Origin of the sequence: Nocardioides sp. dk884 (assembly GCF_009557055.1) — a bacterium.
Classification (GTDB): Bacteria; Actinomycetota; Actinomycetes; order Propionibacteriales; family Nocardioidaceae; genus Nocardioides.
This window is the reverse complement of the sequence record NZ_CP045649.1, coordinates 1,549,371-1,574,473: the sequence shown is the minus strand read 5'-3', so window position 1 is coordinate 1,574,473 and position 25,103 is coordinate 1,549,371. Positions and strand designations below refer to the sequence as shown.

The 25,103-nt window shown below is 74.3% G+C and carries 24 protein-coding genes; 9 read left to right on the top strand and 15 right to left on the bottom strand.

Going from position 1 to position 25,103, the window contains the following annotated elements:
• Positions 1-3 precede the first annotated feature (3 nt).
• From ftsW to mraZ, 9 genes are all read right to left on the bottom strand, one after another.
• The gene (ftsW, locus tag GFH29_RS07655; protein WP_153322780.1) at positions 4-1,254 is read right to left on the bottom strand and encodes a putative lipid II flippase FtsW; all 1,251 of its coding nucleotides are present in this window, start codon (positions 1,252-1,254) and stop codon (positions 4-6) included.
• Positions 1,255-1,364: 110 nt separating this feature from the next.
• Positions 1,365-2,378 carry a hypothetical protein gene (locus tag GFH29_RS07650; protein WP_153322779.1) on the bottom strand — a complete coding sequence of 338 codons (1,014 nt, stop codon included), beginning with the start codon at positions 2,376-2,378 and terminating at the stop codon, positions 1,365-1,367.
• Positions 2,378-3,448, bottom strand: a complete 1,071-nt coding sequence (gene mraY, locus GFH29_RS07645) for a phospho-N-acetylmuramoyl-pentapeptide-transferase (protein ID WP_153322778.1) — start codon at positions 3,446-3,448, stop codon at positions 2,378-2,380. The genes GFH29_RS07650 and mraY overlap by 1 nt, the downstream gene beginning before the upstream one ends.
• A 130-nt stretch (positions 3,449-3,578) precedes the next feature.
• Entirely contained in the window at positions 3,579-5,063 is a 1,485-nt protein-coding gene (locus tag GFH29_RS07640) for a UDP-N-acetylmuramoyl-L-alanyl-D-glutamate--2,6-diaminopimelate ligase (protein WP_153325692.1), read from the bottom strand.
• A gap of 106 nt (positions 5,064-5,169) precedes the next feature.
• Positions 5,170-6,954, bottom strand: coding sequence for a peptidoglycan D,D-transpeptidase FtsI family protein (locus GFH29_RS07635; protein ID WP_228387828.1), 1,785 nt, complete (start codon positions 6,952-6,954; stop codon positions 5,170-5,172).
• 18 nt (positions 6,955-6,972) lie between these two features.
• Positions 6,973-7,599, bottom strand: a complete 627-nt coding sequence (locus tag GFH29_RS07630; protein WP_153322777.1) for a hypothetical protein — start codon at positions 7,597-7,599, stop codon at positions 6,973-6,975.
• Entirely contained in the window at positions 7,596-8,585 is a 990-nt protein-coding gene (rsmH, locus tag GFH29_RS07625) for a 16S rRNA (cytosine(1402)-N(4))-methyltransferase RsmH (protein ID WP_153322776.1), read from the bottom strand. The genes GFH29_RS07630 and rsmH overlap by 4 nt, the downstream gene beginning before the upstream one ends.
• A 7-nt stretch (positions 8,586-8,592) precedes the next feature.
• Positions 8,593-8,763 (bottom strand): hypothetical protein, encoded by a 171-nt coding sequence (locus GFH29_RS07620; RefSeq protein WP_153322775.1) that lies wholly within the window; start codon positions 8,761-8,763, stop codon positions 8,593-8,595.
• Positions 8,764-8,992: 229 nt separating this feature from the next.
• Positions 8,993-9,421, bottom strand: coding sequence for a division/cell wall cluster transcriptional repressor MraZ (mraZ, locus tag GFH29_RS07615; protein WP_153322774.1), 429 nt, complete (start codon positions 9,419-9,421; stop codon positions 8,993-8,995).
• A 442-nt stretch (positions 9,422-9,863) separates the two neighbouring features.
• Here mraZ and GFH29_RS07610 point away from each other — a divergent pair, with 442 nt between their 5' ends.
• From GFH29_RS07610 to GFH29_RS07600, 3 genes are read left to right on the top strand one after another with little or no spacing between them, the layout of a single operon-like run.
• A complete protein-coding gene (locus tag GFH29_RS07610) occupies positions 9,864-10,841 on the top strand; it encodes an AAA family ATPase (RefSeq protein WP_153322773.1) in 978 nt (325 codons plus the stop codon).
• A 10-nt stretch (positions 10,842-10,851) separates the two neighbouring features.
• Positions 10,852-12,144, top strand: a complete 1,293-nt coding sequence (locus GFH29_RS07605) for a DUF58 domain-containing protein (protein ID WP_153322772.1) — start codon at positions 10,852-10,854, stop codon at positions 12,142-12,144.
• Positions 12,141-14,522 carry a transglutaminaseTgpA domain-containing protein gene (locus GFH29_RS07600; protein ID WP_153322771.1) on the top strand — a complete coding sequence of 794 codons (2,382 nt, stop codon included), beginning with the start codon at positions 12,141-12,143 and terminating at the stop codon, positions 14,520-14,522. Before GFH29_RS07605 ends, GFH29_RS07600 begins: the two co-directional genes overlap by 4 nt.
• A 97-nt stretch (positions 14,523-14,619) precedes the next feature.
• On the opposite strand, the gene GFH29_RS07595 is transcribed toward GFH29_RS07600, so the two are convergent.
• From GFH29_RS07595 to GFH29_RS07580, 4 genes are all read right to left on the bottom strand, one after another.
• Positions 14,620-15,060: a DUF3040 domain-containing protein gene (locus GFH29_RS07595; protein ID WP_153322770.1), complete on the bottom strand. Its 441-nt coding sequence runs from the start codon at positions 15,058-15,060 to the stop codon at positions 14,620-14,622.
• Positions 15,061-15,201: 141 nt separating this feature from the next.
• Positions 15,202-15,933, bottom strand: a complete 732-nt coding sequence (locus tag GFH29_RS07590; protein ID WP_153322769.1) for a methyltransferase domain-containing protein — start codon at positions 15,931-15,933, stop codon at positions 15,202-15,204.
• A 100-nt stretch (positions 15,934-16,033) separates the two neighbouring features.
• On the bottom strand, positions 16,034-16,495 hold the full coding sequence (locus GFH29_RS07585) for an SAV_6107 family HEPN domain-containing protein (RefSeq protein ID WP_228387827.1): 462 nt from the start codon (positions 16,493-16,495) through the stop codon (positions 16,034-16,036).
• Between the two features lie 115 nt (positions 16,496-16,610).
• Positions 16,611-17,123 (bottom strand): hypothetical protein, encoded by a 513-nt coding sequence (locus GFH29_RS07580; protein ID WP_153322768.1) that lies wholly within the window; start codon positions 17,121-17,123, stop codon positions 16,611-16,613.
• Positions 17,124-17,178: 55 nt separating this feature from the next.
• Here GFH29_RS07580 and GFH29_RS07575 point away from each other — a divergent pair, with 55 nt between their 5' ends.
• The 3 genes from GFH29_RS07575 to GFH29_RS07565 are packed head-to-tail and all read left to right on the top strand — an operon-like array spanning position 17,179 to position 19,376.
• On the top strand, positions 17,179-17,661 hold the full coding sequence (locus GFH29_RS07575; RefSeq protein ID WP_228387826.1) for a YbaK/EbsC family protein: 483 nt from the start codon (positions 17,179-17,181) through the stop codon (positions 17,659-17,661).
• A gap of 10 nt (positions 17,662-17,671) precedes the next feature.
• Entirely contained in the window at positions 17,672-18,049 is a 378-nt protein-coding gene (locus GFH29_RS07570; RefSeq protein WP_153325688.1) for an ArsC/Spx/MgsR family protein, read from the top strand.
• 10 nt (positions 18,050-18,059) lie between these two features.
• On the top strand, positions 18,060-19,376 hold the full coding sequence (locus tag GFH29_RS07565; protein WP_153322767.1) for a phytoene desaturase family protein: 1,317 nt from the start codon (positions 18,060-18,062) through the stop codon (positions 19,374-19,376).
• Positions 19,377-19,397: 21 nt separating this feature from the next.
• On the opposite strand, the gene metF is transcribed toward GFH29_RS07565, so the two are convergent.
• Entirely contained in the window at positions 19,398-20,288 is an 891-nt protein-coding gene (gene metF, locus GFH29_RS07560; protein ID WP_153322766.1) for a methylenetetrahydrofolate reductase [NAD(P)H], read from the bottom strand.
• Between the two features lie 74 nt (positions 20,289-20,362).
• Between metF and GFH29_RS07555 the strand changes: the two genes are divergently transcribed.
• Entirely contained in the window at positions 20,363-21,439 is a 1,077-nt protein-coding gene (locus tag GFH29_RS07555; RefSeq protein ID WP_228387825.1) for a polyprenyl synthetase family protein, read from the top strand.
• A gap of 127 nt (positions 21,440-21,566) precedes the next feature.
• Here GFH29_RS07555 and GFH29_RS07550 read toward each other — a convergent pair whose 3' ends face one another.
• A complete protein-coding gene (locus GFH29_RS07550) occupies positions 21,567-21,941 on the bottom strand; it encodes an Rv2175c family DNA-binding protein (RefSeq protein WP_153322764.1) in 375 nt (124 codons plus the stop codon).
• 153 nt (positions 21,942-22,094) lie between these two features.
• Between GFH29_RS07550 and pknB the strand changes: the two genes are divergently transcribed.
• Together pknB and GFH29_RS07540 are read left to right on the top strand one after the other, a co-directional pair.
• Complete coding sequence (pknB, locus tag GFH29_RS07545) at positions 22,095-24,158, top strand: Stk1 family PASTA domain-containing Ser/Thr kinase (RefSeq protein WP_416224773.1); 2,064 nt, start codon at positions 22,095-22,097, stop codon at positions 24,156-24,158.
• 200 nt (positions 24,159-24,358) lie between these two features.
• Positions 24,359-25,051: an MOSC domain-containing protein gene (locus GFH29_RS07540; RefSeq protein WP_153322762.1), complete on the top strand. Its 693-nt coding sequence runs from the start codon at positions 24,359-24,361 to the stop codon at positions 25,049-25,051.
• Positions 25,052-25,103: the final 52 nt, after the last annotated feature.

Here is a 25,103-nt window from a genome sequence, read left to right as displayed (position 1 = left end):
AAGTCACCGGTGCGTGAGCGCGGACAGACCCGCCGGACGGCCTCGTTTGCGCTGCGAGAGAATGCGCGCCGCGGTCGGCTCCCGGCGCGCGAAGCCGATCAGCAGCCCCAGCGCGACCAGGGAAGGCACCAGCGCCGAGCCGCCGTAGGAGACGAGCGGCAGCGGGATGCCGATGACCGGCAGCAGCGCCAGCACCATGCCGACGTTGATCATCATCTGCCCGAGCAGCCAGACCACGATGCCGAAGCTGGCGTAGCGCACGAACGGGTCGCGGGTCTCCCGCGCCACCCGCACCGCGGCGTAGGCGATGGTGAGGAACAGCCCGATGACCAGCAGCGTGCCGATCAACCCGAGCTCCTCGCCGAGCACCGCGAAGATGAAGTCGGTGTGGGCCTCGGGCAGGTCGCCCCACTTCTGGCGGCTGTAGCCGATGCCCTGGCCCAGCCAGCCGCCGGAGGACAGCGCGTAGAGCCCGTGCGCGGGCTGCCAGCCCGCGTCGTGGAAGTCCTTGAACGGGTCGGCGAAGTTGAGGATGCGCCCCATCCGCTCGGAGTTGCCGGTCGCGAGCGCGAGCACGGCCGCGCCGAGCCCGAGGATGCAGATCGTGAAGAAGCGCCGCGGCGCACCCGCCACGAACAGCAGCCCGACCCCGATCGACATGAACACCAGCGCGGTGCCCAGGTCACGGCCGACGACCACCAGGACCGTCGCGATCGCCAGGCCCGGGACCACCGGCAGGATCATGTGCCACAGCTCGCCGAGGCGGCGCTCCTTGTTGGCGTAGACGTGCGCCGCCCACAGCACCAGCGCCAGCTTGGCGATCTCGGCGGGCTGGATGACCAGCGGCCCGAGCGCCAGCCAGTTCTTGTTGCCGTTGATCACGATGCCGAAGAGCGCGGTCGCGAGCAGCAGCACCAGGGAGAAGATGTACGCGGGGAAGGTGAGCCCACGGATCAGCCGCAGCGGCACCCGGCTGGCCAGCCAGGCGAGCGGCAGCGCGATCAGCACCCACATCAGCTGGCGCTTGACCACGGCGTAGGAGTCGCCGTCGTGGGTCTTGTAGCTGTAGACGCTGGAGGCGCTGAGCACCATGATCAGGCCGATGGTCAGCAGCAGCGCCGAGGCGCCCAGCAGCAGGTAGTACGGCGCCAGCGGGCTGCGCAGCGCGGCCCGCGCCGAGGCCAGCCAACCCAGCCGGCCCGGTGGGGCGACCTGCTTGCCCTCGCGGGTGGGCGGGTTCGCGGTGGTCGTCACGCAGGCCCCTTCCCGGTCGGCTCGATCGACGTGCAGGGTCAAGTCTCGCCGTCGCCGGTGCCGATCGGCGGCAACCCGGGGCGCGTGTCGTGGCGCGCCGGCACCGACGCTCAGTCGCGCGGCGCGGCGCGCAGGCCGTCGCGCACGGCAGCGCGGGGCGCGCCCACGGCGCGCGCGAGCGCGGCGGCCGCCAGCACGTTGCGCACCGTCTCCGGCTCCGCGGCGACGTCGTCCACCGGCAGGTCGGCGAGCGTGCAGAGCTCCGCGGCGCTGGTCGCCCGCTCCTCGATGAACGCCCGGTCCGCGACCAGGTCCTCGACGAGCCCGAGCATGCCGACACCGGGCATGCCGAGCGTCACCCCGATCGCCCGGGCGCCCTCGCGGACGTCGGCCTCGAGCACCAGCTCCTCGGTGCCGGGATCGGCGACGGCGTAGACGCAGGCCACCCGGACCTGGTCGTAGACACGTCCCATCGCGAGCCGGTCGGCCCTGGCGCCGGGGCTGTCGGCGTCGGGGACGGCGAGCACCGCCGCCGAGTCGGCCTGCAGGCCGCCGGCTCCGCGGAGCTGGGCAGGGGTCAACCCGACCGCCAGCACGTCGTACGTCTCGGGGTCCATGACCGCCTCGACCACCGGCAGCCCGCCCTGCCCGACGGCCAGCGAGCGCAGCCCGGCGGCGCGCAGCATCGCGTCCAGCAGCCGGACGGTCTGGGCGGTGCCGGTCGCGCCGGTCACGCACAGCCACGGCGTCTGCGAGTCGGGGGCGCGCAGCCGCCAGGCGAGGTCGACCTCGCCCCACACCGGTACGCCGCGCTCGCGGGCGGCGGTGACGAGCGGGGTCGGTGCGGTCGGGTCACCCTGGACGACGAGCACGTCGACGTCCTCGGGCAGCGTGGCGGTGCTGCCCGCGCCCAGCCGGACCCGGGCGCCGAGGACCTCGAGCAGCTCCGCGCGCTCGGTGCGCTCGGTGTCGCCGGGCTCCTCGTCGAGGGCCAGCACGTCGGCGCCGAGGTGGAGCAGGTTGTCGGCGGCCGCGAAGCCGCCGGGGCCGAAGCCGGCGACGACCGCGCGCACGCCGGCCCAGGAGTCGCGCTGCCCGAGGGTCTCGAGGTCGGGGGTGTCCATCAGCTGCCCGCCACCCATTCGGCGTAGAAGATGCCCAGGCCGGTGGCCACGCAGAGCCCGGTGATGATCCAGAACCGGATGACCACCGTGACCTGCTCCCACCCGAGCATCTCGAAGTGGTGGTGGATCGGTGCCATCCGGAAGATCCGCTTGCCTCCGGTGAGCTTGAAGTAGCCGACCTGGAGCATCACCGAGACCGTCTCGACGACGAAGATGCCGCCGAGGACGACGAGCAGCAGCTCGGTGCGGGTCAGGATCGCGAAGCCGGCGAGGGCGCTGCCCAGCGCCAGGGAGCCGGTGTCGCCCATGAAGATCTGGGCCGGCGAGGCGTTCCACCACAAGAAGCCGAAGCAGGCGCCGGTGATCGCCGCGGCGATCACCGCGAGGTCGAGGGGATCGCGCACGTCGTAGCACTTCGGGCCGGGAGCGGCGCCGCAGAACTGGTTGAACTGCCAGATGTTGACCAGCGTGTAGGCCGCGAAGACCATCACGCAGGCGCCGGCCGCGAGCCCGTCGAGGCCGTCGGTGAGGTTGACGGCGTTGCTGAAGCCCGCGACGAAGAGCCAGATCAGCACGAGCACGACGATCGCCGGCAGCGCGAACTGGTCGATGTCGCGCAGGAAGGACAGATGACGCGAGGCGGGTGTCTCCCCGCGGGAGTCCTCCAGCCAGGGCGACAGCGCCAGGCCACCGAAGATCAGGGCGATGACTGTCTGCCCGACCATCTTGGCCTTGCTGCGCAGGCCCAGGCTGCGCTGCTTGTAGATCTTGATGAAGTCGTCGAGGAAGCCGACCAGGCCCATGCCGACGAAGAGGAACAGCAGCAGCATCCCGGAGGCCGACGGCACGTCGCCGGTGAGCAGCTTGGCCGCGAAGTAGGCGATGACGGTGGCGAGGATGATCACCACGCCGCCCATCGTGGGCGTGCCGCGCTTGGTGTGGTGGCTCGTGGGTCCGTCGTCGCGGATCTCCTGGCCGTAGCCGAGCTTGGTGAACTGCTTGATCGCCACGCGGGTGCCGAGCAGCGAGATCAACAGCGCGAGTCCCCCGCCGATCAGGATCGCTCTCATCGCTGCCTCTCGCTTGCTGTCTGTACGGGGTCTGCTGGGTGGTGCGTGCCGGCCAGGGATTCTTCCGCATGGGGCGCCCGCCGTCGGGGCTCCCTCGCCGGGGCCGGCGCGATCGCGGTGGTGGCGTCGGTCATGCCGGGTCTCCCCCGGCCAACAGCTCGCGGACCACCGCGCGGTCGTCGAAGGGGTGGACCACCCCGTGGATCTCCTGCCCGGTCTCGTGGCCCTTGCCGGCCACCAGCACGATGTCGCCGCGACCGGCCCGGCGCAGGGCGGTCGCGATCGCCTCGCGCCGGTCGCCGATCTCGAGGACCTCCGCGCGCACGGTGCCGTGGTCGCCGGTGGTGCCGGCCCGCATCTGGGCGCGGATCTCGGCGGGGTCCTCGGTGCGGGGGTTGTCGTCGGTGAGCACCAGCACGTCGGCGAGCTCCGCGGCGATGCCCGCCATGATCGGGCGCTTGCCGGCGTCGCGGTCCCCGCCCGCGCCGAGCACCACGATGACCTGGCCCTCGGTGAGCGGGCGCAGCGTGGCGATCGCGGCGGCGACCGCGTCGGGCTTGTGCGCGTAGTCGACGACGACCTCGAAGTCCTGGCCGGCCTCGACGCGCTCCAGGCGCCCCGGGACGCCGGCCCCGGCGGCGAGGGCCGCGGCCACCGGAGCCGGGTCGAACCCGGCCTCGGCGCAGGCCGCGATCGCGGCGAGGGCGTTGGCGACGTTGAAGTCCCCGGGCAGCGGTACGCCGGCCTCGATGCGCACCCCGTCGGGACCGAGCACGGTGAAGCGCGAGCCGCCCGCCTGCAGCTCGACGTCGACGGCGCGCCAGTCGGCGTCGCCGCCGGTGGCCGAGAAGGTGCGCACCGGCACGGTGGCCTCGGCGAGCAGGCGTCGGCCGTGCTCGTCGTCGAGGTTGACCAGGCCCAGCCGGGCGCGCTCGGGGGTGAACAGCGACGCCTTCGCGGCGAAGTACTCAGCCACGGTGCCGTGGAAGTCCAGGTGGTCGCGGCCCAGGTTGAGGAAGACCGCGACGTCGAAGACCACGCCGTCCACGCGACCCATGACCAGCGCGTGGCTGGAGACCTCCATGGCACACGCCGCCACGTCGCGCTCGCGCATCAGCGCGAACAGCCCGTGCAGGTCGGGGGCCTCGGGGGTGGTGAGGGTGGTGGGCACGTCCTCGCCGGCGATCCGGGTGCCGACGGTGCCGACGACGCCGGCCCGGGTGCCCGAGCCCTCCAGGCCGCTCTCGGCCAGCCGGGTGGTGGTCGTCTTGCCCTGGGTCCCGGTCACGCCGATCATCCGCAGCTCACGGGCCGGCTCGCCGTAGACGTACGCCGCGAGCGCGCCGAGCAGGCCGCGCGGGTGGGCGACCACCAGCAGCGGCAGCCCCGCGGGCGCGCGGTCGGCGCCGGTCGGGTCGGTCAGCACCGCCACCGCGCCCGCGGCCACCGCGTCGGCGGCGAAGTCGATGCCGTGCGCGCGGGCGCCGGGCAGGGCGGCGTACAGGTCGCCGGGGCGGACCCGCTGGCTGCTGAGGGACACTCCGGTCACCGAGACGCCCTCGACCCGTCCCCGCGTGGTGGCGGAGGGGTCGTGTGCGACGGTCCAGCGGACCAGGTCCGCGAGGTCGACGGGGGCGGGGTGGCGCGGACGGGGGGTGGTCGTCGGGTCACTCACCGGTCGAGGCTACCCCCGTCGGGGCCGGCGCTCCGAGACGGGACCCTCACCACTCGACCGGCAGCTTCGAGGGCTCCGTGCCGGTGGGCGGGACGCCGTAGCGACGCAGCGTGAAGCTCATCAGCTTGGCGAACGCGGGGCCTGCGACCGAGCCGCCGCCACCACCGTTGCCCGGGTCCTTGACCACGACGTAGACGGTGAAGCGCGGGTCGTCGGCGGGGGCGAACCCGGCGAAGGAGACGTCGAAGGTGCCGTCGTAGCAGCCGCACTCGGCGCCGACGGCCTGCGCGGTGCCGGTCTTGCCCGCGACCCGGTAGCCCGGGATCGCCGCACCCGGGGCGACCCCGGCCTCGGGGTCCACGACCCGCTCCATCATCGCCGCGGTCTGGTGCGCGGCACGCTCGCTGAGCACGCGACGGGTGCCGGCCTGCTCGGTGCCGACGACGGTCCCGTCGTTCATCGTCGCGGAGCCCTCGATGAGGCTGGGGTCGACGCGGACCCCGCCGTTGGCGATGGTGTTGACCGCGGCCGCCATCTGCACGGCGTTGACCGAGAGCGACTGGCCGAAGGCGATGCGGTCCTCGGTCTGGCTGGTCCACAGCGAGCCCGAGGGCAGGATGCCCGGGCTCTCCCCCAGCACGCCGATGCCGGTGCGCTGGCCGAGGCCGAAGCGGGTGAGGTAGTCGCGCAGCTCGCCCTCGGCGAACTGGTCGGCCGCCAGCACGGTGCCGATGTTGGAGGACTTGGCCAGCACGCCGGCGAGGGTCAGCCGGATCGTGCCGTGGTCGAACCAGTCGCCGATCGGGCGGTCCTGGCGCTCGAGCACCGGCGGCACGGTGATCCGGGTGCGCGGGGTGACCTTGCCGGCGTCCACGAGGGCGCCGAGGGTCAGCACCTTCTGCACCGATCCGGGCTCGTAGACGTCGGTCATGGCGCGCGAGATCCGGTCGTCCTTGGCCGACTCGGCCGGCTTGTTGGCGTCGAACGTCGGGTGGTCGGCGACCGCGAGCAGGTCACCGGTGCGCGAGTCCATGACGACCGCGAAGCCGGACTTCGCATCCGAGTCCTCGACGGTCTGGCGCAGCACGCGCTGGGCGTACCACTGCAGGTCGCGGTCGATGGTCGTGGTCAGGTCACCGCCGTCGACGGCGTCGACGGTGGTGCTGTCGGCCAGCGGCAGCCGGTTGCCGGCGCCGACCTGGTAGCGCGCGGAGCCGTCGGTGCCCGAGAGCACCTGGTCGAAGGCGAGCTCGAGGCCGGCCAGCGGCTGGTCGCCCTCCTCCGGGTCCGGGGTCCCGAGGAACCCGACCAGGTTGGCGGCGACGTCGCCGGCGGGGTAGGTGCGGATCGGGTCGCGGCTGGTGGTGAGGCCGTCGAACCCGCGCTCGCGCGCGGCGTCCACCACGGCCTGGGCCCGGGCCGCGGGCACCTGGCGCGCGACGTACTCATAGCGGCTGCCCTCGGCACGCAGCCGCTCCAGGACGGTGAAGTAGTCCACCTCGAGGCGGTTCGCGAGGAACTTGGCCAGCTCGGGGGCGTCCTCGGTGGTGAGGGCGGGATCCGCGATCACCATCGAGCCCTCGACCGAGGTGGCGAGCGGCTCGCCGTTGCGGTCCAGGATGTCGCCGCGCTCGGCGGGCAGCACGATCTCGCGCAGGCCCTCGGCCGCCGCCATCGGCGCATAGGAGTTGGGGTCCAGGCCCTGCAGCTGCACCAGCCGGGCACCGAAGATCGAGAGCACCATCGCGATCAGCACGAAGCCGACGCGCAGGCGGACCTGGGGCGAGCCACGCATGCTCCCGCGGGGGCGCTGCTGCGGGGTACGACGCACGGGGATCTCCGGTCTCGGTCAGCGGCGGTTCTGCTCGTTCCTGTTCTTCCTATCGTCTCGGCGCTCCCGTTCACGGCTGCCCGCGCCGGTGTCGCCGGACTCACCCGGGGCCGCGTCCTGCGCAGCGGAGTCGCGGCCGGAGTCGGCGGGCGCCGCCGGTGCGGGCGGCTCGGGCGCGAGGAGCGCCGGCATCGGCGGCAGCTTGCCGGTGATCCGCTCCCCGTCCTCGCTGGGGGTCGGCACGGCCTCGCCACGCACCGTGCCGTCGGGCATCAAGAAGGCCGGGGCGACCGGCGTCCGCATCCCCTGGGCGCGCGCGGCGCTGGCCAGGTGCTGGGGGTCGCGCAGCTCCTCGAGCTCGGCGGTGAGCGCCTGCTCGCGGGCCAGCAGCGTGGTCGCCCGGCCCTCGAGGGTGGTGGCCGTGAACGACGTCTGCTGCATCGAGGTGTTGAACATCAACAGCCCGATCACCCCGCCGAGCATGATCGCGCTGATCAGCACCACGAAGGGCAGGCGCGCCGCTCGCACCGCCTGGGCGCGCGGGACGACGGTGAGCCGCGCCCGCTCGACCGCGGCCTCGGCTATCCGGGGGACGCGGGAGCGCACCGCGCCGTAGGGGCGCGGGTCTGCTGCGGGACTGCTCATGACATCACTCCGGGGGAAGACGGGTGAACACGTTCGACGGCCCGCAGGCGCACGGAGGCGGCGCGGGGGTTCTGGGCGGTCTCGTCCGCGTCGGCCTTCTCGGCGCCGCGGGTGACCTGACGGAACGGCGGCTCGCTGCCGGCCGGCACGAACGGCAGGTCCGGCGGCACCTCGCTGCGGGTGACGGCGGTGAAGGCCTGCTTGACCAGCCGGTCCTCCAGGGAGTGGTAGGACTCCACGACCACGCGGCCACCGACGCCGACGACGCCGAGCGCGGCCGGCATCGCGCGACGCAGCACCGCGAGCTCGTCGTTGACCTCCATGCGCAGCGCCTGGAAGGTCCGCTTCGCCGGGTGTCCCCCGGTACGCCGCGCGGGCGCCGGGATCTCGGCGTACAGCAGCTCCACGAGGCGTCCGGAGCGGGTGAACGGCTCCTTCTCGCGCTCGCGGACCACGGCGGCGGCGATCTTCTTGGCGAACTTCTCCTCGCCGTACTCGCGCAGCACGCGGGTCAGCTGGGCGTGGGTGTAGGTGTTGAGCACGTCGGCGGCGGTGGGTCCGGTGGTGCCGTCCATCCGCATGTCGAGCGGGGCGTCCTCGGCGTAGGCGAAGCCGCGCTCGCGCACGTCGAGCTGCATCGAGGACACGCCGAGGTCGAACAGGACGGCGTCGACGTGGTCGAGCCCGAGGTCCTCGACGACCTCGGCGATCTCGTCGTACACCGCGTGCACGCCGACGAACCGGTCGCCGTACGGCGCGAGGCGGGTGCGAGCCAGGTCGAGCGCGGCGGGGTCCCGGTCGATGCCGACGACCCGCACGGAGTCGAGCCGCTCGAGGACCGCCTCGCTGTGCCCGCCGAGGCCGAGGGTGCAGTCGACCATGACGGTGCGGCCGTCAGGGGCGGCACCGTCGGCGCGCTCGAGCGCGGGGGCGAGGAGGGAGACGACCCGGTCCAGGAGGACGGGGACGTGGCGGGGGCTGCTCATCTCGCCCTCAGCCGAGCCGGGACAGGACGAGGAGGAGAAGGGCTGCGCCGATGGAGACCGACGCGGAGAAGGCCATCACGGCGACGACGTCACGGGCCTGCTCACGGACCCGCCGCGGCGGCCCGTCAGCCCCGTGCGCGGACCGGAGGTCCGCGTGGGTGAAGGGTGTGCTGCTCATCGGTTCGACCCCGCTCGAGTGCGCCTGCTGGTGGGTGCTGGGTAGCTGGTGGCTGGTGCTGCGGTGGGCGTGCGGCCCGGGAACGGCTACGCAGGACCAGGTCCCTGCCCGCTCCCCTCCTGGGGAAGGCGCTCCGTCTGGAACCGGGGAAGTGATCCCAGAGGGGGCTGCGGGGAGCGGGCACGAGACCTCGTCCTGCGTCGTCCGTTGTGAAGTTGTGGCGGGTGGCTCAGTCCTGGGGTTGCTGCTCGTCGAGCTCGGCGAACTTCTGCTGGGCGCCGGTGGAGTAGTCGGCCCAGCGGGCCGGGTCCCAGATCTCGATGCGGTCCATGACACCGATCACGACGACCTCCTTGTCGAGGCCGGCGTAGTCCCGCAGGTTCGCGGGGATGCCGATGCGGCCCTGCTTGTCCAGCGACCCCTCGTCCGCTCCGGCGAAGAGGATGCGCGCGTACTCACGTGCGCTCTTCACCGTCAGCGGGGTCGACCGGGCTCGCTGGGCCTCCTCCATGAAGACGTCCGTGGGCCACACGACGAGGCAGTTCTCCTGTCCCTGCGTGACCACGAGCCCCTCCGCGAGTCGGTCCCTGAACTTCGCTGGGAGGAAGAGCCGACCCTTGTCGTCGAGCTTCGGGGTGTAGGTGCCCATGAAGAACATCGGGCACCTCCCAGGGTCGACCTCTCCTCCACTTCGCTCCACTTTACTCCACAATCCCCCACCGTCAACCACGGTTGATCCAGGTAGGTCGCGTTTGCGCAGGTCGGAGCCGGGTTCGGCGGTCGGCCGCGGGTATCACCGTGGGCGCGGCGCGATCTGGGAGCGGCCGCACGTGGCGGGGCTCCGGTGGGCGCGGACCCGGCGTTTGCGCAGGTCAGCGACGCCCCGGCGGGGACCGCGGGGCGGCGGCGCACGGTGGTGGGGAGCGGTGGTGGGGCGTGGTGGGGCGACGCCGCCCGCCGGTGGGGCGTGGTGGGGGGCGGTGGCGCGCGGAGGCGTCCGGACCGCTCTAGTCCCGCCAACACCTCCCCGTCGGTTGTGGCGACGGCCTACGGTGGTGACACCGCGGAGTGCGGCTGGTCACAGCAGGGAGAGAGCGCACGTGAGCAACCCGACTCCTGCCGGAGCCGACCTCGAGACCTTGGCGCGCGTGGTGGCTCGGGTCCGGGGCAACATCGAGCGGGTCATCGAGGGCAAGCCCGACGTCGTCACCGCCGCGATCGTGGTCCTGCTCGCCGAGGGTCACCTGCTCATCGAGGACGTGCCGGGCGTCGGCAAGACGATGCTCAGCAAGGCGCTCGCGCGCAGCATCGACTCGACCGTGCGCCGCATCCAGTTCACCCCGGACCTGCTGCCCTCCGACGTGACAGGCGTGTCGATCTTCAACCAGGACACCCGGCAGTTCGAGTTCCGCCCCGGCGGGATCTTCGCCAACATCGTGGTCGGCGACGAGATCAACCGGGCCTCGCCGAAGACCCAGTCGGCGCTGCTGGAGTGCATGGAGGAGCGTCAGGTCACCGTCGACACCACGACGTACCACCTCGAGGCCCCGTTCATGGTGATCGCGACCCAGAACCCGGTCGAGATGGAGGGCACCTACGCCCTGCCCGAGGCGCAGCGCGACCGCTTCATGGCGCGGGTCGCCGTCGGCTACCCGGTGGAGGCGGCGGAGATCGCGATGATCGCCAGCCACACCGGGCCCAGCCCGCTGGAGGACCTCGAGGCGGTCACCGACGCCGCGGAGGTCCGCAAGCTGACCGGCATCGTCGAGCAGGTCCATGTCTCCACCGCCGTCCAGCGCTACACCGTCGGCCTGGTGACCGCGACCCGACGCAGCAGCGACCTCGCCCTGGGCGCCTCGCCGCGGGCGACCCTGCACCTGGTGCGCGCGGCCAAGGCGTACGCCGCGATCAACGGGCGCGACTACGTGCTGCCCGACGACGTCCGGGTGCTCGCCCAGCCGGTGCTCGCCCACCGGCTCCTGCCCGGAGTGGAGGCGGCGATGAGCGGACGCACGACCACCGCGATCCTCGACGGCCTCATCGCCTCCGTGCCCGTGCCCGACGGCAGCCCGGGCTGACGAGGCCAGCGTGCGTGAGGCACTGGCCGGTCTGACGACCCGGGGACGCGCGTTCGTCGCCGGGGGCGTGACGGCGATCGTGTGCGCGGTCCTGCTCGGCCAGACCACCCTGGTCCGCGTCGGGGTCCTGGTGCTCGTGCTCCCGCTCCTCACGGCGTACGTCGTGGGGCGCTCGCGCTACCAGCTCTCGCTGGTGCGCACGGTGACCCCGCAGCTGGTGGCCGCCGGCCAGCCGGCCCGCGTGAGCCTGGCCCTGGCCAACGAGGGGCGCGCGCCCAGCGGGGTGCTCATGCTCGAGGACCAGCTGCCCTACGTGCTCGGCTCCCGGCCGCGCTTCGTGCTCGAGGGCGTGGGGCACGGGTGGCGACGCCAGGTGGGCTACCAGGTCCGCTCCGACGTCCGCGGCCGCTTCGAGCTCGGCCCGATGCGGGTGCGCGTGAGCGACCCGTTCGGCCTGGTCGAGGTCGACCGGGCCTTCCAGACCTCGGTGCCGCTCACGGTCACCCCCCGCACGGTCCCGCTGCCGGCGATCCCGTTGGGCGGCGCCTGGACCGGCTCGGGCGACAACCGCCCGCGCGCGTTCGCCACGGGCTCGGCCGAGGACGTCACCGTGCGGGAGTACCGCCGCGGTGACGACCTGCGCCGGGTGCACTGGCGCAGCTCGGCTCGGATGGGCGAGCTGATGGTGCGCCGCGAGGAGCAGCCCTGGCAGTCGCGCGCGACGCTGTTCCTCGACAACCGCGCGGTGGCGCACCGCGGTCAAGGGGTGGCGTCCTCGCTGGAGACCGCGGTGTCCGCCGCGGCGTCCATCGCGGTCCACCTGGGCCACCGCGGATTCACCGTCCGGCTCGTCACCGCCACCGGCGAGGAGGCCGGCGGCGCCTGGCACGTGCGCGACGCCGAGCTCAGCAGCCGCGCCCTGCTGGAGGCGCTGGCGGTCGTCGAGGCGGCAACGACGCCCCGAGTCGACTCTGCCTGGCTCACCGAGCACGGCACCGGCGGCCTCACCGTGGCCGTCCTCGGTGCCGTCGCGCCGACCGATCTTCCGGTCCTGCGCCGCATGCAGCACCACGCCGGTGCCGCGCTGGCCATCGCACTCGACGTGGACGCCTGGGCCACCGAGCGAGGCCCGGACCCCACCCGTCAGGGGGCCGGGAGCAGCGCCGCGCCGCTCCTCGCCCAGCACGGCTGGCGCGCCGCTCCCCTGCGGCCACGTGACCGCCTCGACACGGCCTGGCAGGAGCTGGCGCGTGCCGGGGCCGCCGGCGCGGGCCGGGCGACGTACACCGGGGTCGGGCGATGAGCCGCCGTCGTCCGCCACCGGGCGCCTCGCTGCGGCTCGCGGCGGTCGCCGCGGGCACTGCCTGGGTCTCGATGCTCTCGTGGTCGGGGCTCGCCGTCGACGCCGGCGCCTACCTCGGACCGCTGCTGCTCATCGCCGTCGCGGTCGTCGCGGCCGGGGCGCTCCTGCGCCGCCTGCGCGCACCGGCGGTCCTGGTCGCAGCGGTCCAGCTGCTCGTGGCCGGCGCCGCCGTCAGCCTCGAGGTCACCGGGTCGCCGGTCCCGCTCGGGCCCGCGTGGGCCGAGCTGACCGCGGCGTTCGACGCGGCCGGCGACAGCGCCCGGCTGTACGCCGCTCCCGTGCCGGTGGTCGCCCCGCCGATCGACCCGTTCATGCTGGCTGCCGGGGCGGGCTGCCTGGTCCTGGTCGACCTGCTCGCCTGCACGCTGCGGCGCGTGGCCCTCGCCGGCCTGCCGCTGCTCGCGGTGCAGAGCGTGCCGACCAGCCTGCTCGCGACCGGTCCACGCTGGTGGGTCTTCCTGCTCAGCGCGGCCGGGTTCTTGCTGCTGCTCTTCCTCGACCAGGACGACCGGGTGGCGCGCTGGGGCCGCCCGTTCGACGCCGCCACCGGCACCCGGCCCGAGCAGGGCACGCCGGCGCACCCGGGACCGCTGCGCGCGAGCGCCGGCGCGGTCGGGACCCTGTCGGTCGGCATCGCCCTGGCGCTCCCGCTGGTGATCCCGAGCGCCGACCTCGACCTGCTCGGCTCCGGGCGCGGGGGCGCGGGGGGCAGCGAGATCGAGCTGGAGAACCCGATGGTCGACCTGACGCGTGACCTCGTCCGCGGCGAGGACTTCCCGCTGCTGCGGGTGCGCACCACCGACCGCGACCCGTCGTACCTGCGCATCGCGGTGCTCAACCGCTTCTCCGCCGATGAGTGGAGCTCCGGGGACCGCGAGGTCCCCGTCGACCAGCTGCCTCGCGGCGAGCTCCCCGACCTGGAGGGCGTGGCACCCGACGTGGAGCGGATCGAGCACGACTACGAGGTCGAGGCGACCGAGGAGTTCGAGTCGACCTGGCTGCCCACGCAGGCCCCGGTCTCGGCGGTCGTGGCGCCCGGCGACTGGCGCTACGACGTCGCCACGATGGACTTCATCGCCGGGGAGGACGACCTGACCACCGCGGGCCTCAGCTATGAGATGACGGCCGTCGACCTGGTCCGCGTGCCCGAGGACATGGTCGCGGCTCCGTCCGGTGCCGGGCTCGTGGACGAGGAGTTCCTCGACCTGCCGGTCGGCCTCTCCCCCGTCGTGGACGAGCTCGCCACGAGCGTCACCGCCGGGGCGGGCTCGCCGTACGAGAAGGCGGTGGCCCTGCAGGACTGGTTCCGCAGCGACGGCAACTTCACCTACTCCACCGACGTCGAGCCCGGCAACGGCTCCGACGACCTGCAGAAGTTCCTCGTCGAGGACCGTCGCGGGTACTGCGAGCAGTTCGCCGCCGCCATGGCGGTGATGGCGCGCAGCCTCGACATCCCGGCGCGGGTGGCCGTGGGGTTCCTGCGCCCGGACCGGGTGGACGCGCAGACCTGGGAGTACAGCACCTGGGACCTGCACGCCTGGCCCGAGCTGTTCGTGCCGGGCTCGGGATGGGTGGCCTTCGAGCCGACTCCCCCGGACCGCGCCGCCGACGTGCCGCCGTACACGCGCATCGAGGTGGGTGCGGGCGAGGAGCCGATGCTGCCGAGCGAGAACGCCCAGCCCAACGGCGACGACCTGCCCCGGGGACCGGAGAGCGTGCCGGCACCGGCCCCGGCCGAGGAGGAGGCCCCGGTGGCCGCTGCGGCCGAGGAGACCTTCCCGTGGGGCACCGTGGCAAGCGGGATCCTCGCGGTCGTGCTGCTCACCGGGTCGCTGCTGCTGCCCGGCGGCGTACGACGTGGACGGCGCGAGCGCCGGCTGCGGGGCGGGCCCGAGGAGGTCTGGGCCGAGCTGCGCGACACCGCGCGCGACCTGGGGATCCCGTGGCCCGACGGGCGCTCACCGCGTCAGCTGCGTCGCGTGTTGCTCGAGCACCTCGGCTCGCCCGCCGGTCCGGGCCCCGAGGAGCGTCCGGCCCACGGGGCACAGGTCGCTCCGGAGGCGACCGCCGCGCTGGACCGGCTGGTCCTGGCCCTGGAGCGCGGCCGCTACGCGCGTCCCGGAAACCCGGTGCCGCAGGTCCGTGCGGACGCCGAGACCTGCCTCGCCGCACTCGAGGGTGGGGCGCCGCGCCGCGCCCGCCGCCGCGCCGCCTGGTGGCCGCGCACCGCCTTCACCCGCCGTACGCCGACCCCCCGGCGTCTGGGCGACGGCGAGCCGGAGCGGACCCGCTCCGACCTGGTCGACCGCGTCGGCTGAGCGCCCCCACTGCACGCCGAGTCGGCGCCAATGGTTGGGCGAGTCGGCGCTTGTGGCGCGCCGACTCGGCGCCAATGGTTGCGCGCCGGGTCTGGGCTCAGAAGCCGCCGTTCTCCTCGCGGCGGCGGCGCCAACGCTCCTCGGCCCGCTCCATGAAGGAGCCGGCGTTGCGGCGCGGGCGGCGGGTGCGGCCGCGCTTGCCGCCCTCGATGACCGTGAAGCCTCGCGAGGGGTGTCCCGCGGTGCGGGCGTCGGCGGCCACGGCGGCCTGCTGGCCGCGGATGGCGTTGAGGCCCACCGTCGCCGACGCCAGCATCACCACGAAGCCGACGACGCCGATCGCCCACTGCTGGGCCACGGCACCGGTCATCAGGACGGCGATGCCGACCACGAACACACAGCCCGCGGCGATCGCTCGACGGCGGGCGGAACGACGAATCGAGGTGCCGCGGAGCGTCGAGGCGAACTTGGGGTCCTCCTCGACGAGGGCACGCTCCATCTGCTCGAGTAGCCGCAGCTCCTCTTCAGAGAGTGGCACCGGATCCTCCCACTGTCGTGCTGACCAGCCGATCCTGATGGATGGCCCCTGCAGCAAGTCTAGGCAGGTGATTCCCAACGCGGTACCCGTGGCGGTCAAATCTCATGGCCGCGCCCTGACATCGGTGCCGTCGGCGCGCATTCAGCGGGCCAGGACGTGCAGCTGGGTGGCGAGCGGGAGGAACTCCTCGCGTCCCGCGACGGCGTGCTCGAGCTCGACCAGCGCGGCGCTCGCGCCGGGCTCGGAGTCGACCAGCGAGCCGGGGACCAGGTCGGCGAACACGCGTACGCCGTGGACCTGCGCGACCTCGAACCCGGCGCCGACCAGCAGCGCCTCGAGCTCGTCGCGGGTGACCCGGCGGCCGGCGCGCCCGGCGGGCGCGGTGTCGTCGAGGGCCGCGAGAGCCTGGCCGAAGTGACCCGCCATCGCGCGGGCGACCACGGCGGCGTAGCGCTGGGCGACGAGCAGGCTGAGGGTGCCACCGGGCCGCAGCACCTCGCGGATCGTGGCCAGCGCGGCAGCCGGGTCGTCGACGACCTCGAGCACCCCGTGGCACAGCACCACGTCGGCGCCGGCACGCCCGGGCACGTCCAGGAGCGTGCTCACGTCGCCCTGGTGGCCGGCGACCTGCACGCCGAGCTCGCGGGCGCGGCGGTCGAGCGAGGCCAGCGCGTCGGGGCTGGGGTCCACCACCGTCACGCGGTGGCCCAGCTCGGCGGCCCGCACCGCGGAGACGCCGGTGCCACCGCCGAGGTCGAGCACGTCGCACGGGCCGGCGTCCAGAACGGGACGCAAGGCCCCCCACACCACGGAGGTCCGAGCGGCCGCCCGGCGCTCGCTGGGCTTGTCCCCGAACGGGTCACTGCTAGGCATGCACCCACCCTAGGGCGTCGCCACCTTCGCGCCGTCGCGAGCCGCGCGGACGGCCACGGATCACCGCTGACGACCACTGCGACCGCGCTGGCCACCGGCCTCAACCAGCGCGCACGACCTGCTCCGCGGCCGGCACGTGCGGCATCAGTCCGAGCGCCTGCTCCACGACCGCGAGGAACCGGTCGGCGTCACGCAGGAGGTCGTCGGCCTCCCGCTCGGTGACCGCGCGGGTCGAGCCGGCTTCGCAGGCCGCGCGCTTGGCGGCGCCGGCGGCGAAGAACCCGGCCCACTCGCCGAGCTCGGGCGCGACCCCGGCGAGCAGCACCCAGGCGTTGCGCTGGGGCCGACGTCGGGCCGGCTCCGGGCGCGCCCGGGCCGCCAGCAGCGCCGCCGCGGCCCGCAGGGCGGCGACGTGGGCGCTGGCGTAGCGGGTCGGCGCGTCCGGGGCCGCCATCGCCTCGCTCAGCGACTCCGCGGAACGGGCGAGGTAGGCGTGGGTGGTCGCCGGCAGTGCATGGGGATGAGGGGCGTCGTACGGCACAGGGGTTGTCCTCTCGCTCACCGACCCTGGATGCGTCGGCGGAGAGGGAGGCTCCACCGACATCCTCGAACGCGCGTTCGAGCATGTCGGCAAGCTACACGCGCCCACCGACAACGCCGGTGGGCCCGCGCCCCGATCAGCGCTGGACGGTGTCGCGGTCCTCCTCGGACCAGGAGTGCAGGTAGGCGGTGGTGTCCTTGTGCACCAGCAGCACCAGCAGGGCGAGGGTCAGCAGCAGGCCGATCACCGAGAGCACCAGGAACAGCGCCGGCGGCGCGGTGATCAAGATCGCGCCGACCCCGACCACGAGGGTCAGCAGCGTGACGATCAGGCAGATCCGCGCCCACTCGAAGCCGGCGGCCAGCAGCGGCGCCAGCACCGCGAGCATCCCGCCCATCACCAGGTAGATGACCGCGGTCACCGGCACGAACGCCGGCGGCTTGATCTCGCCGTCCTTGACCGCCTCGACGCCGCCGGCCGCGAGCACGTCGTGCACCGAGCGGTGGCCCTCCGCCCACGATCGGATCAGGCTGTCCTCGAAGATCCAGGTCAGCAGGACGGCGACCGCCCCGAAGGCGACCAGCGCCCAGAGCACCTGGAGCGCGCGGCGCACCGACTCGGGCCTCGTGTTGTCCTGTTGTGCAGCCATGCATCCTCCGTAGGTCGTCCCCGGCGCCGGTCCGCGCGCTGGCTAGGGTTTCCCCATGAGCCCCATGAACGTGGAGCACCCCTCGGTCGTGAGGTTCCGGGCGGAGCACACCCGCCGCGGCGGAGCCGGTCAGGTGGTCATTCTGCCGGACTCCGTCCACACCGCCGCACTCGCCGCGGAGGCACTCGGCTGCGAGGTGGGCGCGATCGCCAACAGCCTGCTCTTCGACGCCGACGGGTCCCCCGTGCTGCTGCTCACCTCCGGCGCGCACCGGGTCGACACGGTGGCGGTGGCCGAGCGGCTCGGCGTGAAGCGGCTGCGGCGTGCCAGCCCCGAGCAGGTCCGTGAGCACACCGGCCAGGTCATCGGCGGGGTCTCGCCCCTCGGCCACCCGGCGCCGGTCCCGACCTGGCTCGACCCGTGGCTGCGCCGCCACGAGGTCGTCTGGGCCGCCGCGGGCCACCCCTCCGCGGTGTTCTCCACGACGTACGACGAGCTGCGCGCGCTGACCGGCGCCCGCGAGCTGGAGATGGAGTGAGCACGTGAGCATGGAGATCTGGATCAACCCCGCCTGCTCGAAGTGCCGCACCGCGCAGCGCGCGCTGGAGGAGGCGGGGGTCGAGCACACGGTGCGCCGCTACCTCGACGACCCGCCCACGGCCAAGGAGCTCGGGGCCGTGGTCGACCGGCTCGGGCTCGAACCCTGGGACGTCGCGCGCCCCCGGGAGACCCGCGAGGCCGGCATCGACCTGCCGCGCACGCCCCAGGCCCGCGCCGAGTGGCTGGCCGCGCTGGCGGCGAACCCGCGCGCCATCCAGCGCCCGATCGTGACCGCCGACGACGGCACCACGCTCGTGGCCCGCGACGGGGAGACCCTGGCCCGCGCGGTCGCCCTGGGGCGTCCGGGGTCCGCACCGGTGTCCTAGTCTTCGCGCCATGGCGCGGGTCGTGGTGGTCGGAGGCGGTCTGGGCGGCGCGGCGACCTCGGCGCGCCTCGCCAAGCTCGGCCACGACGTCACGCTGCTCGAGCGCGGGGACCGCCTCGGCGGCGCGCTGGTCGCGGTCTCCGAGGACGGGTTCTCCTGGGACGCCGGTCCCTCGACCACGCTGCTCCCGGCCGTGCTGCGCGACCTGTTCCGCAAGAGCGGGCGCCCCTTGGAGCGCGAGCTCGAGCTGGTCGCGACCGACCTGGTGCGCGAGCACCGCTTCGAGGACGGCACCACACTGCGGCTCCCGTCCTCCCGCGCCGGGCAGCTGCGCGCGGTGGACGAGCTCGCCCCCGGCCTCGGGCAGGCCTGGGTCGACCACGTCGCGTCGTACGCCGAGGAGTGGGAGGTGCTGCGCCGCCACTACCTGGAGGTCCCCTGGGACCCGGCCGCGCTCCCCCGCGAGCTGGCCGCGATCCTCGATCGCCGCGAGTCGCTGCGCCGCCGTCTCGCCCGCACCCTGCGCGACCCGCGGCTGCGGCTGGTGGCCGCGCACCCGTTCGTCGCGGACGGCCACGACCCGCGCGACGTCCCGTCCTGGGCGGGCGTGCACTCCTACGTCGAGCAGCGCTTCGGCGCCTGGTCCTTCGCCGGCGGCGCCGATGCCCTCGCGCAGGCGCTGACCGCCCGGCTGGCCACCCGCCGCGTGGACGTGCGCACCGGGGTCACCGTCACCGACGTCGTCGTGCGCGGCGGACGCGCGGTCGCCGTCGCGACCAGCGCCGGGGAGGTCGACGCCGACGTCGTCGTGTGCGCGATCGACCCGCGCCGGCTGCCGGCGCTGGCGTCCTACGTCGCGCGTACGACGCCGGCCATCCCGCCGGTGGTGTGCCACGTGGGCATCGACTCCGAGGCCGCCGCGGCCGCCGGGCTGCCCGAGGGGCCCCACGACCTCATCGTCCACGGCGACCCGATGCTGGTCCTCCGGCCGGGGGGCACCGCCCCGGACGGCGCCCGCGCGGTGACCGTCCACGGGCGCGGCCGGCTCGCCGAGGACATCCTGCTCGCCCTGGCCCGCCAGGGCGTCGACCTGCGCCCCGGGCTGCTCACCCGCGTCGATCGCAGCCCCCGCGACCTGGTCGCGCACTGGGGCGGGTCCCCGCTGGGGGTGCAGTGGCAGGGCCGGCGCACGGTGCGCCGCCGCCTCGGCCCGCACACGCCGGTCCCCGGCGTACTCGCCGCCGGCGCGCACGCGACGCCCGGCAGCGGGATCCCGTACGTCGGGCTCTCGGCGGCCCTGGTCGCCCAGGTCGTCGGGCCCGCCTGAGGGCGGCAGCGCCGCGGTGGGTCAGACGCTCATGTTGAGCGCGGCGAAGATCTCCAGCGTCGCCTTGGAGCGGTTCAGCGTGTAGAAGTGCAGACCGGGCGCGCCGCCGGCGAGCAGCTCCTCGCACAGCTCCGCGGCCAGTGCGATGCCCTCGGCGCGCACCGCGGCCGGGTCGCCGTCGTGGGCGGAGATGCGGGCCACGATGTCGGCCGGCACGTCGCAGCCGATCAGCTCGCCCTGGCGGCGGATCGCGTTGAGGTTGAGGATCGGCATGATGCCGGGCAGCACCGGGATGTCGATGCCGCGAGCCCGCACCCGGTCGACCAGTGCGAAGTAGTCCGAGGCACGGAAGAACATCTGGGTGACGGCGAACTCCGCACCGGCCCGGGCCTTGGCCACCAGCACGTCGGCGTCGTGATCGAGCGACTCGGCGGTCGGGTGGCCCTCGGGGAAGGCCGCCACGCCGACAGTGAAGTCGCCGCGCGCGCGGGCCAGCTCGACCAGCTCGGTGGCGTAGGTGAGCCCGCCCGGCGTCGCCTGCCACGGGGCGCGCGGGCCGTCGGCGGGGTCGCCGCGCAGCGCCATCACGTTGTGGATGCCGGCCTCGGCGTAGCTGTCGAGGATCCCCTCGAGCTCCACGCGCGTGTGGCCGACACAGGTCAGGTGCGCCATCGGCGTCATCGTCGTCTCGCGCGCGATGCGACTCGTCACCCGCACGGTGGTGTCGCGGCTGGAGCCGCCGGCGCCGTACGTCACGGAGACGAACGTCGGCCGGTAGGGCTCCAGGGCGCTGATCGCGCGCCACAGCTGCTCCTCGCCGGCCTCGTCCTTCGGGGGGAAGAACTCGAAGGAGAACGAGCGTCCGCCGTCGCGCACGAGCTGGGCGATGCTCGCAATCCGGTCCTCTGCCATGCCCGAAGTCTAAGTTCCGCGCCGGGCGAGCCCCGCGCCCGTCCATCGGCGGGTCGGCCGCTAGCCTCCTGTCCGTGACAGCCAGCGGATGGGACGGCCCCGGATTCCGCGACCGCGTGCAGGCCACGCTGGACGCGTTCATCGACGAGCAGGCCGAGCGGCTGGCGCCCCTGGGGCCGGACGCGGCGCTGCTGATCGAGGAGGCCCGTCGTTCCGTGGCCGGCGGCAAGCGACTGCGCGCGTCGTTCTGCTACTGGGGCTATCGCGCCATCGCCGCCCCGGCCGACGAGGCGGAGGAGACCGCCCTGCTGCGGGCCTGCGCCGCGCTGGAGATCCTGCACGCGAGCGCGCTGGTCCACGACGACCTGATGGACGCCTCCGACACCCGGCGTGGGCGTCCGGCGACGCACCGCGCCTTCGAGGCCTCGCACCGCGAGCAGGCCTGGCGCGGTGACCCCGAGCAGTACGGCGCCGCGGCGGCCATCCTGCTGGGCGACCTGCTCCTCACCTGGTCCGATGAGCTCATCCGCCGCTGCGGGCTGCCGCTCGAGCGGGTGATCCCGGCCCTCGAGGTCTTCGACCTGTGCCGCTCCGAGGTGGTCGCCGGACAGTTCCTCGACGTCTCGGTGCAGGCGCGCGGCCGCGCCGACGTGGACACCGCGATGACCGTGCTGCGCTACAAGTCGGCCAAGTACTCCATCGAGCGCCCGCTGCACATCGGCGCCGCGCTGGCCGGCGGCGACCAGGCGGCGCTGCGGGCGCTCACCGCCTTCGGGCTGCCGCTCGGCGAGGCCTTCCAGCTGCGCGACGACGTGCTCGGCGTCTTCGGCGACCCCGCGGTCACCGGCAAGCCGGCCGGCGACGACCTGGTGGAGGGCAAGCGCACGGTGCTGGTCGCTCTCGCACTGGACGCCGCGCCCGACGGGGACGCCGCGGTGCTCGACCGTGCGCTCGGCACCCACCTCTCCCCCGAGCAGGTCGCCGAGCTGCAGCGGATCATGACCGGCTCCGGCGCCCCCGCCCAGCTCGAGCAGGTCATCGAGGCGCTCTGCGAGCGCGCCGTCGACGCGCTGCGCGGCGCGCGCCTGGACCCCGAGGCGACGCTCGTGCTCGAGGACCTGGCCGCGGCCGCCACCCAGCGCACCGTCTGAGGCCCGCGGACCTCGACCGGGTGCCGCGGCGCCCGGTCGCAGGCGCCGGACACCCGACGAATGGTCACGAACGGCACGTCAAACCCCGAAAGAACTGTCGTTGGGGACCAAACGTGAGGGTGTCAGCTCAGAGCGACATCGCCTGGGCGCGCCGCTTGGCCTCCGAGCCGCGGTTCTCCCGCAGCGCGTCGATCGGGCGACCCGGCAGGTCGTCCTGCTCGGTGAAGAGCCAGGCGATGCACTCGCGGTCGTCGTAGCGGCCGTCGTGCAGCACGGTCAGCAGGCCACCGAGGCCCTTGACCGGCAGCCCGTCCTGGATGAAGTCGGCGGGGATCTGCTGGCCGGCGCCGGGGCTCGGCACGGCCGCCGCGAGCTCGTGGTCGCGGATCATCGTGCGGACCTTGGCCACCGTGACCCCGAGGCGACGGGCGGCCTCGGCCCAGTCGATCCAGTCGGGGACGAGCGCGGCGAGGTCGGCGTCGGCGAGGCGCGGTTCGGTCATGTGCCCATCGTCCCACCCTCCGTCCGAGCAGGAAAACCGCCCACGAAAACCACGCTGCGCCACGCCGGAGGGCGACACGCGCGACGCCGGGGCCGCGGGATCCGTACGATGGGCGCACCGGAACCTTCCCCGTCCGGTCGCAGGAGGGTCGCTGTGCAGACGGATCGGCACGCCCAGTCGGGCACCGCCGCGTCCGCGGCGTCCCCTCCCGACCCGCTGACCGGTCGCCTCCTCGACGGTCGCTACCGCGTCGGGCGCCGGATCGCCCGCGGCGGGATGGCCAGTGTCTACGAGGCCACCGACACCCGCCTGGACCGCACGGTCGCGGTCAAGGTGATGCACCCGGGGCTCGGTGACGACGAGGAGTTCGCGGCCCGCTTCGTGCGCGAGGCGCACGCGGCCGCCCGCCTGAGCCACCCCCACGTCGTCGCGGTCTTCGACCAGGGCAACGACGACGGCGTGGTGTTCCTGGCCATGGAGATGGTGGTCGGACACACCCTGCGCGACACGATCTCGCGGGAGAGCCCGATGCCGCCGGCCCGCGCCCTGGCGCTGCTCGAGCCGGTCCTCGCCGCGCTGGCCGCCGCCCACCGCGCCGGGCTGGTGCACCGCGACGTGAAGCCCGAGAACGTGCTGATCTCCGAGGACGGGCGGATCAAGGTCGCCGACTTCGGGCTGGCCAAGGCGGTCAGCGCCGACACCCAGCACACCGCCACCGGCGGCGTGCTGATCGGCACCCTGTCCTACCTCGCCCCCGAGCTGGTCGTGGAGGGCCGCGCCGACGAGCGCGCCGACGTGTACGCCGCCGGGGTGGTCCTCTTCGAGCTGCTCACCGGGCGCAAGCCGCACGAGGGCGAGAGCCCGATCCAGGTGGCCTGGAAGCACGTCCACGAGGACGTCCCCGCCCCGTCGTCGCTGGCGCCCGGCATCCCGGCGTACGTCGACGCGCTGGTCGCCCGCGCCACCGCACGCGACCGGGGTCAGCGGCCCGCTGACGCCGGGGTGCTGCTGCACCACGTGCGCCGGGTGGCGCTGGCGCTCGCCGACGGGCTCAGCGAGGACGCCGACCTCACCGACGACCTGCGCCCGCGCCCGGTCCCCGCCGCCGAGCAGACCCGTGTGGTCCCGACGCTGTCGGGCGACACCGGGGAGCTGACCGCTCCGTTCGCGGTGCTGGACCCCTCCGAGCTGCGCGGCGCGCCCGGGACCAACCCGACCACGCGGGTTCCCCTGCTCGACGAGCGGACCGCGGCCGAGGACCACGACGCGCACGGTCTCGACGACGAGCCGAGGCAGGCCGCGCCCGCCGGCTCCCCGCGGCAGCCGCGTCGCTCCCGGCGCGGCCTCAAGCTGCTGGTGCTCGCCCTGGTGCTGGCCGTGGCCGTCGGCGGCGGCGCGTACTGGTTCGGCTGGGCGCGCTACACCCACGTCCCGGCGGTGATCAGCCTGTCGGAGTCCGCGGCGACCGACCGTCTGGAGGCCGCGGGCCTCGACGTCGAGCCCGGCGACCCGGCGTACTCCGAGACGGTCCCGAAGGGCGAGGTGATCAGCACCGATCCAGGGGCCGGCAAGCGCATCCTCGACGGCGACCCGGTGACGCTCACGGTCTCGCTGGGCCCGGAGCGCTACGAGCTGCCCCGGCTCACCGGCAAGCCGCTCGCGAAGGCCGAGGACGCCCTCACCGAGATCAAGGCGAGCATCGGGCGCACCACCGAGCGCTGGTCGGAGAAGATCGCCGCGGGCGCGGTGATCCGCACCGTGCCCGCCGCCGGCAAGATCCTGGCCCCCGGCGCCAACGTCGAGATCGTCGTCAGCAAGGGCCGCCGCCCCATCCCGGTCGGCGACTGGGTGGGCAAGGAGCTCGACGCCGCCGAGGCGGCGCTGGGCAAGCGCGACCTGATCGCCGAGGTCGAGGAGCAGTTCTCCGACGACGTCGCCAAGGGGGTCGTGATCTCGCAGTCCCCGCGCGAGGGCACCCTGTTCCGCGGCGACCGGGTCGCCCTCGTCGTCTCCAAGGGCCCCGAGCTGGTCGAGATCCCCGGCGGCCTGCGCGGCTCCGGCGTCGAGGAGGCGGTCGCCAAGCTCGAGGCCGCTGGCTTCGAGGTCAAGCTCGAGGAGAGCGCGCTGTACGTCGGGCTGCGCTACGTCGTCAGCATCAGCCCCGGCTCGGGCAAGCTCGCCCCCAAGGGCAGCACCGTCACGCTCTCGATGGTCTGAGGGTTCCCCGGGCCCCTCGGGTGTTCCCCGGGTCGTCCCGCCGGTCGCCGAGGTGGCGCGCGTAACTGCGCAATTGCTGGGTTTGACACCTACCGCGGGCCGAAACCGGTGCTTTTCCGCGCAATTGCGCAGTTACGCGCACCCGAGACCCGCCCCGAGCGGGCCTGCCGCCGACAGCCGTCCCCCGTTACGGTTCGAGGATGTCCTTCCTCGTGCTGTCCCTGCGCCACTACCCGGTCAAGTCGATGGGTGGCGAGGAGCTCGACAGCGCCGTGCTCGACCCTCGCGGCATCGCGGGCGACCGCGGGTACGCCGTGGTGGACGGCGAGGGCCGGCTCGCCTCGGGCAAGAGCAGCCACCGCTTCCGCCGCCGCGACGAGGTCTTCTCCTACACCGCCGTCGCCGGCAATCGCCCCGGCGAGGTGGTGGTCGTCGGGCCGGGCGGCCGGTGGCGGGCCGGCGACCCCGCCCTCGACGCGGAGCTCAGCCGCACGATGGGCGACCCCGTACGCGTGCTGCCGGAGGCGGGCACGCCGCACCAGGACGGGGGCGCCGTCTCCCTCGTCGGCACCGCCACCCTGGCCTGGTGCGAGGAGCACTGGGGCGTGCAGGCCGACTCGCGCCGGCTGCGGGTGAACATCGTGTTCGCCTCCGAGGAGCCGTTCGTCGAGGAGTCCTGGATCGGGCGCACCCTGGCCTGCGGCGACGCGCGGCTGCGGGTGGTCGAGCGCATCCCGCGGTGCCGGATGGTCGACATCGACCAGGACGGCGCCACCGCCGAGGGCCGGCTGCTGCCGCGCCTGGCCGCCGAGCGCGACCTGTCCCTCGCCGTGTACGCCGACGTGGCCACGCCCGGCACCATCCGGGGCGGCGACACGCTCTCTGTGCTCTGAGTCTCGGACGCCCAGCGGATCCTCGACCTGGGTGCCGGACGTGCCGCGCGCC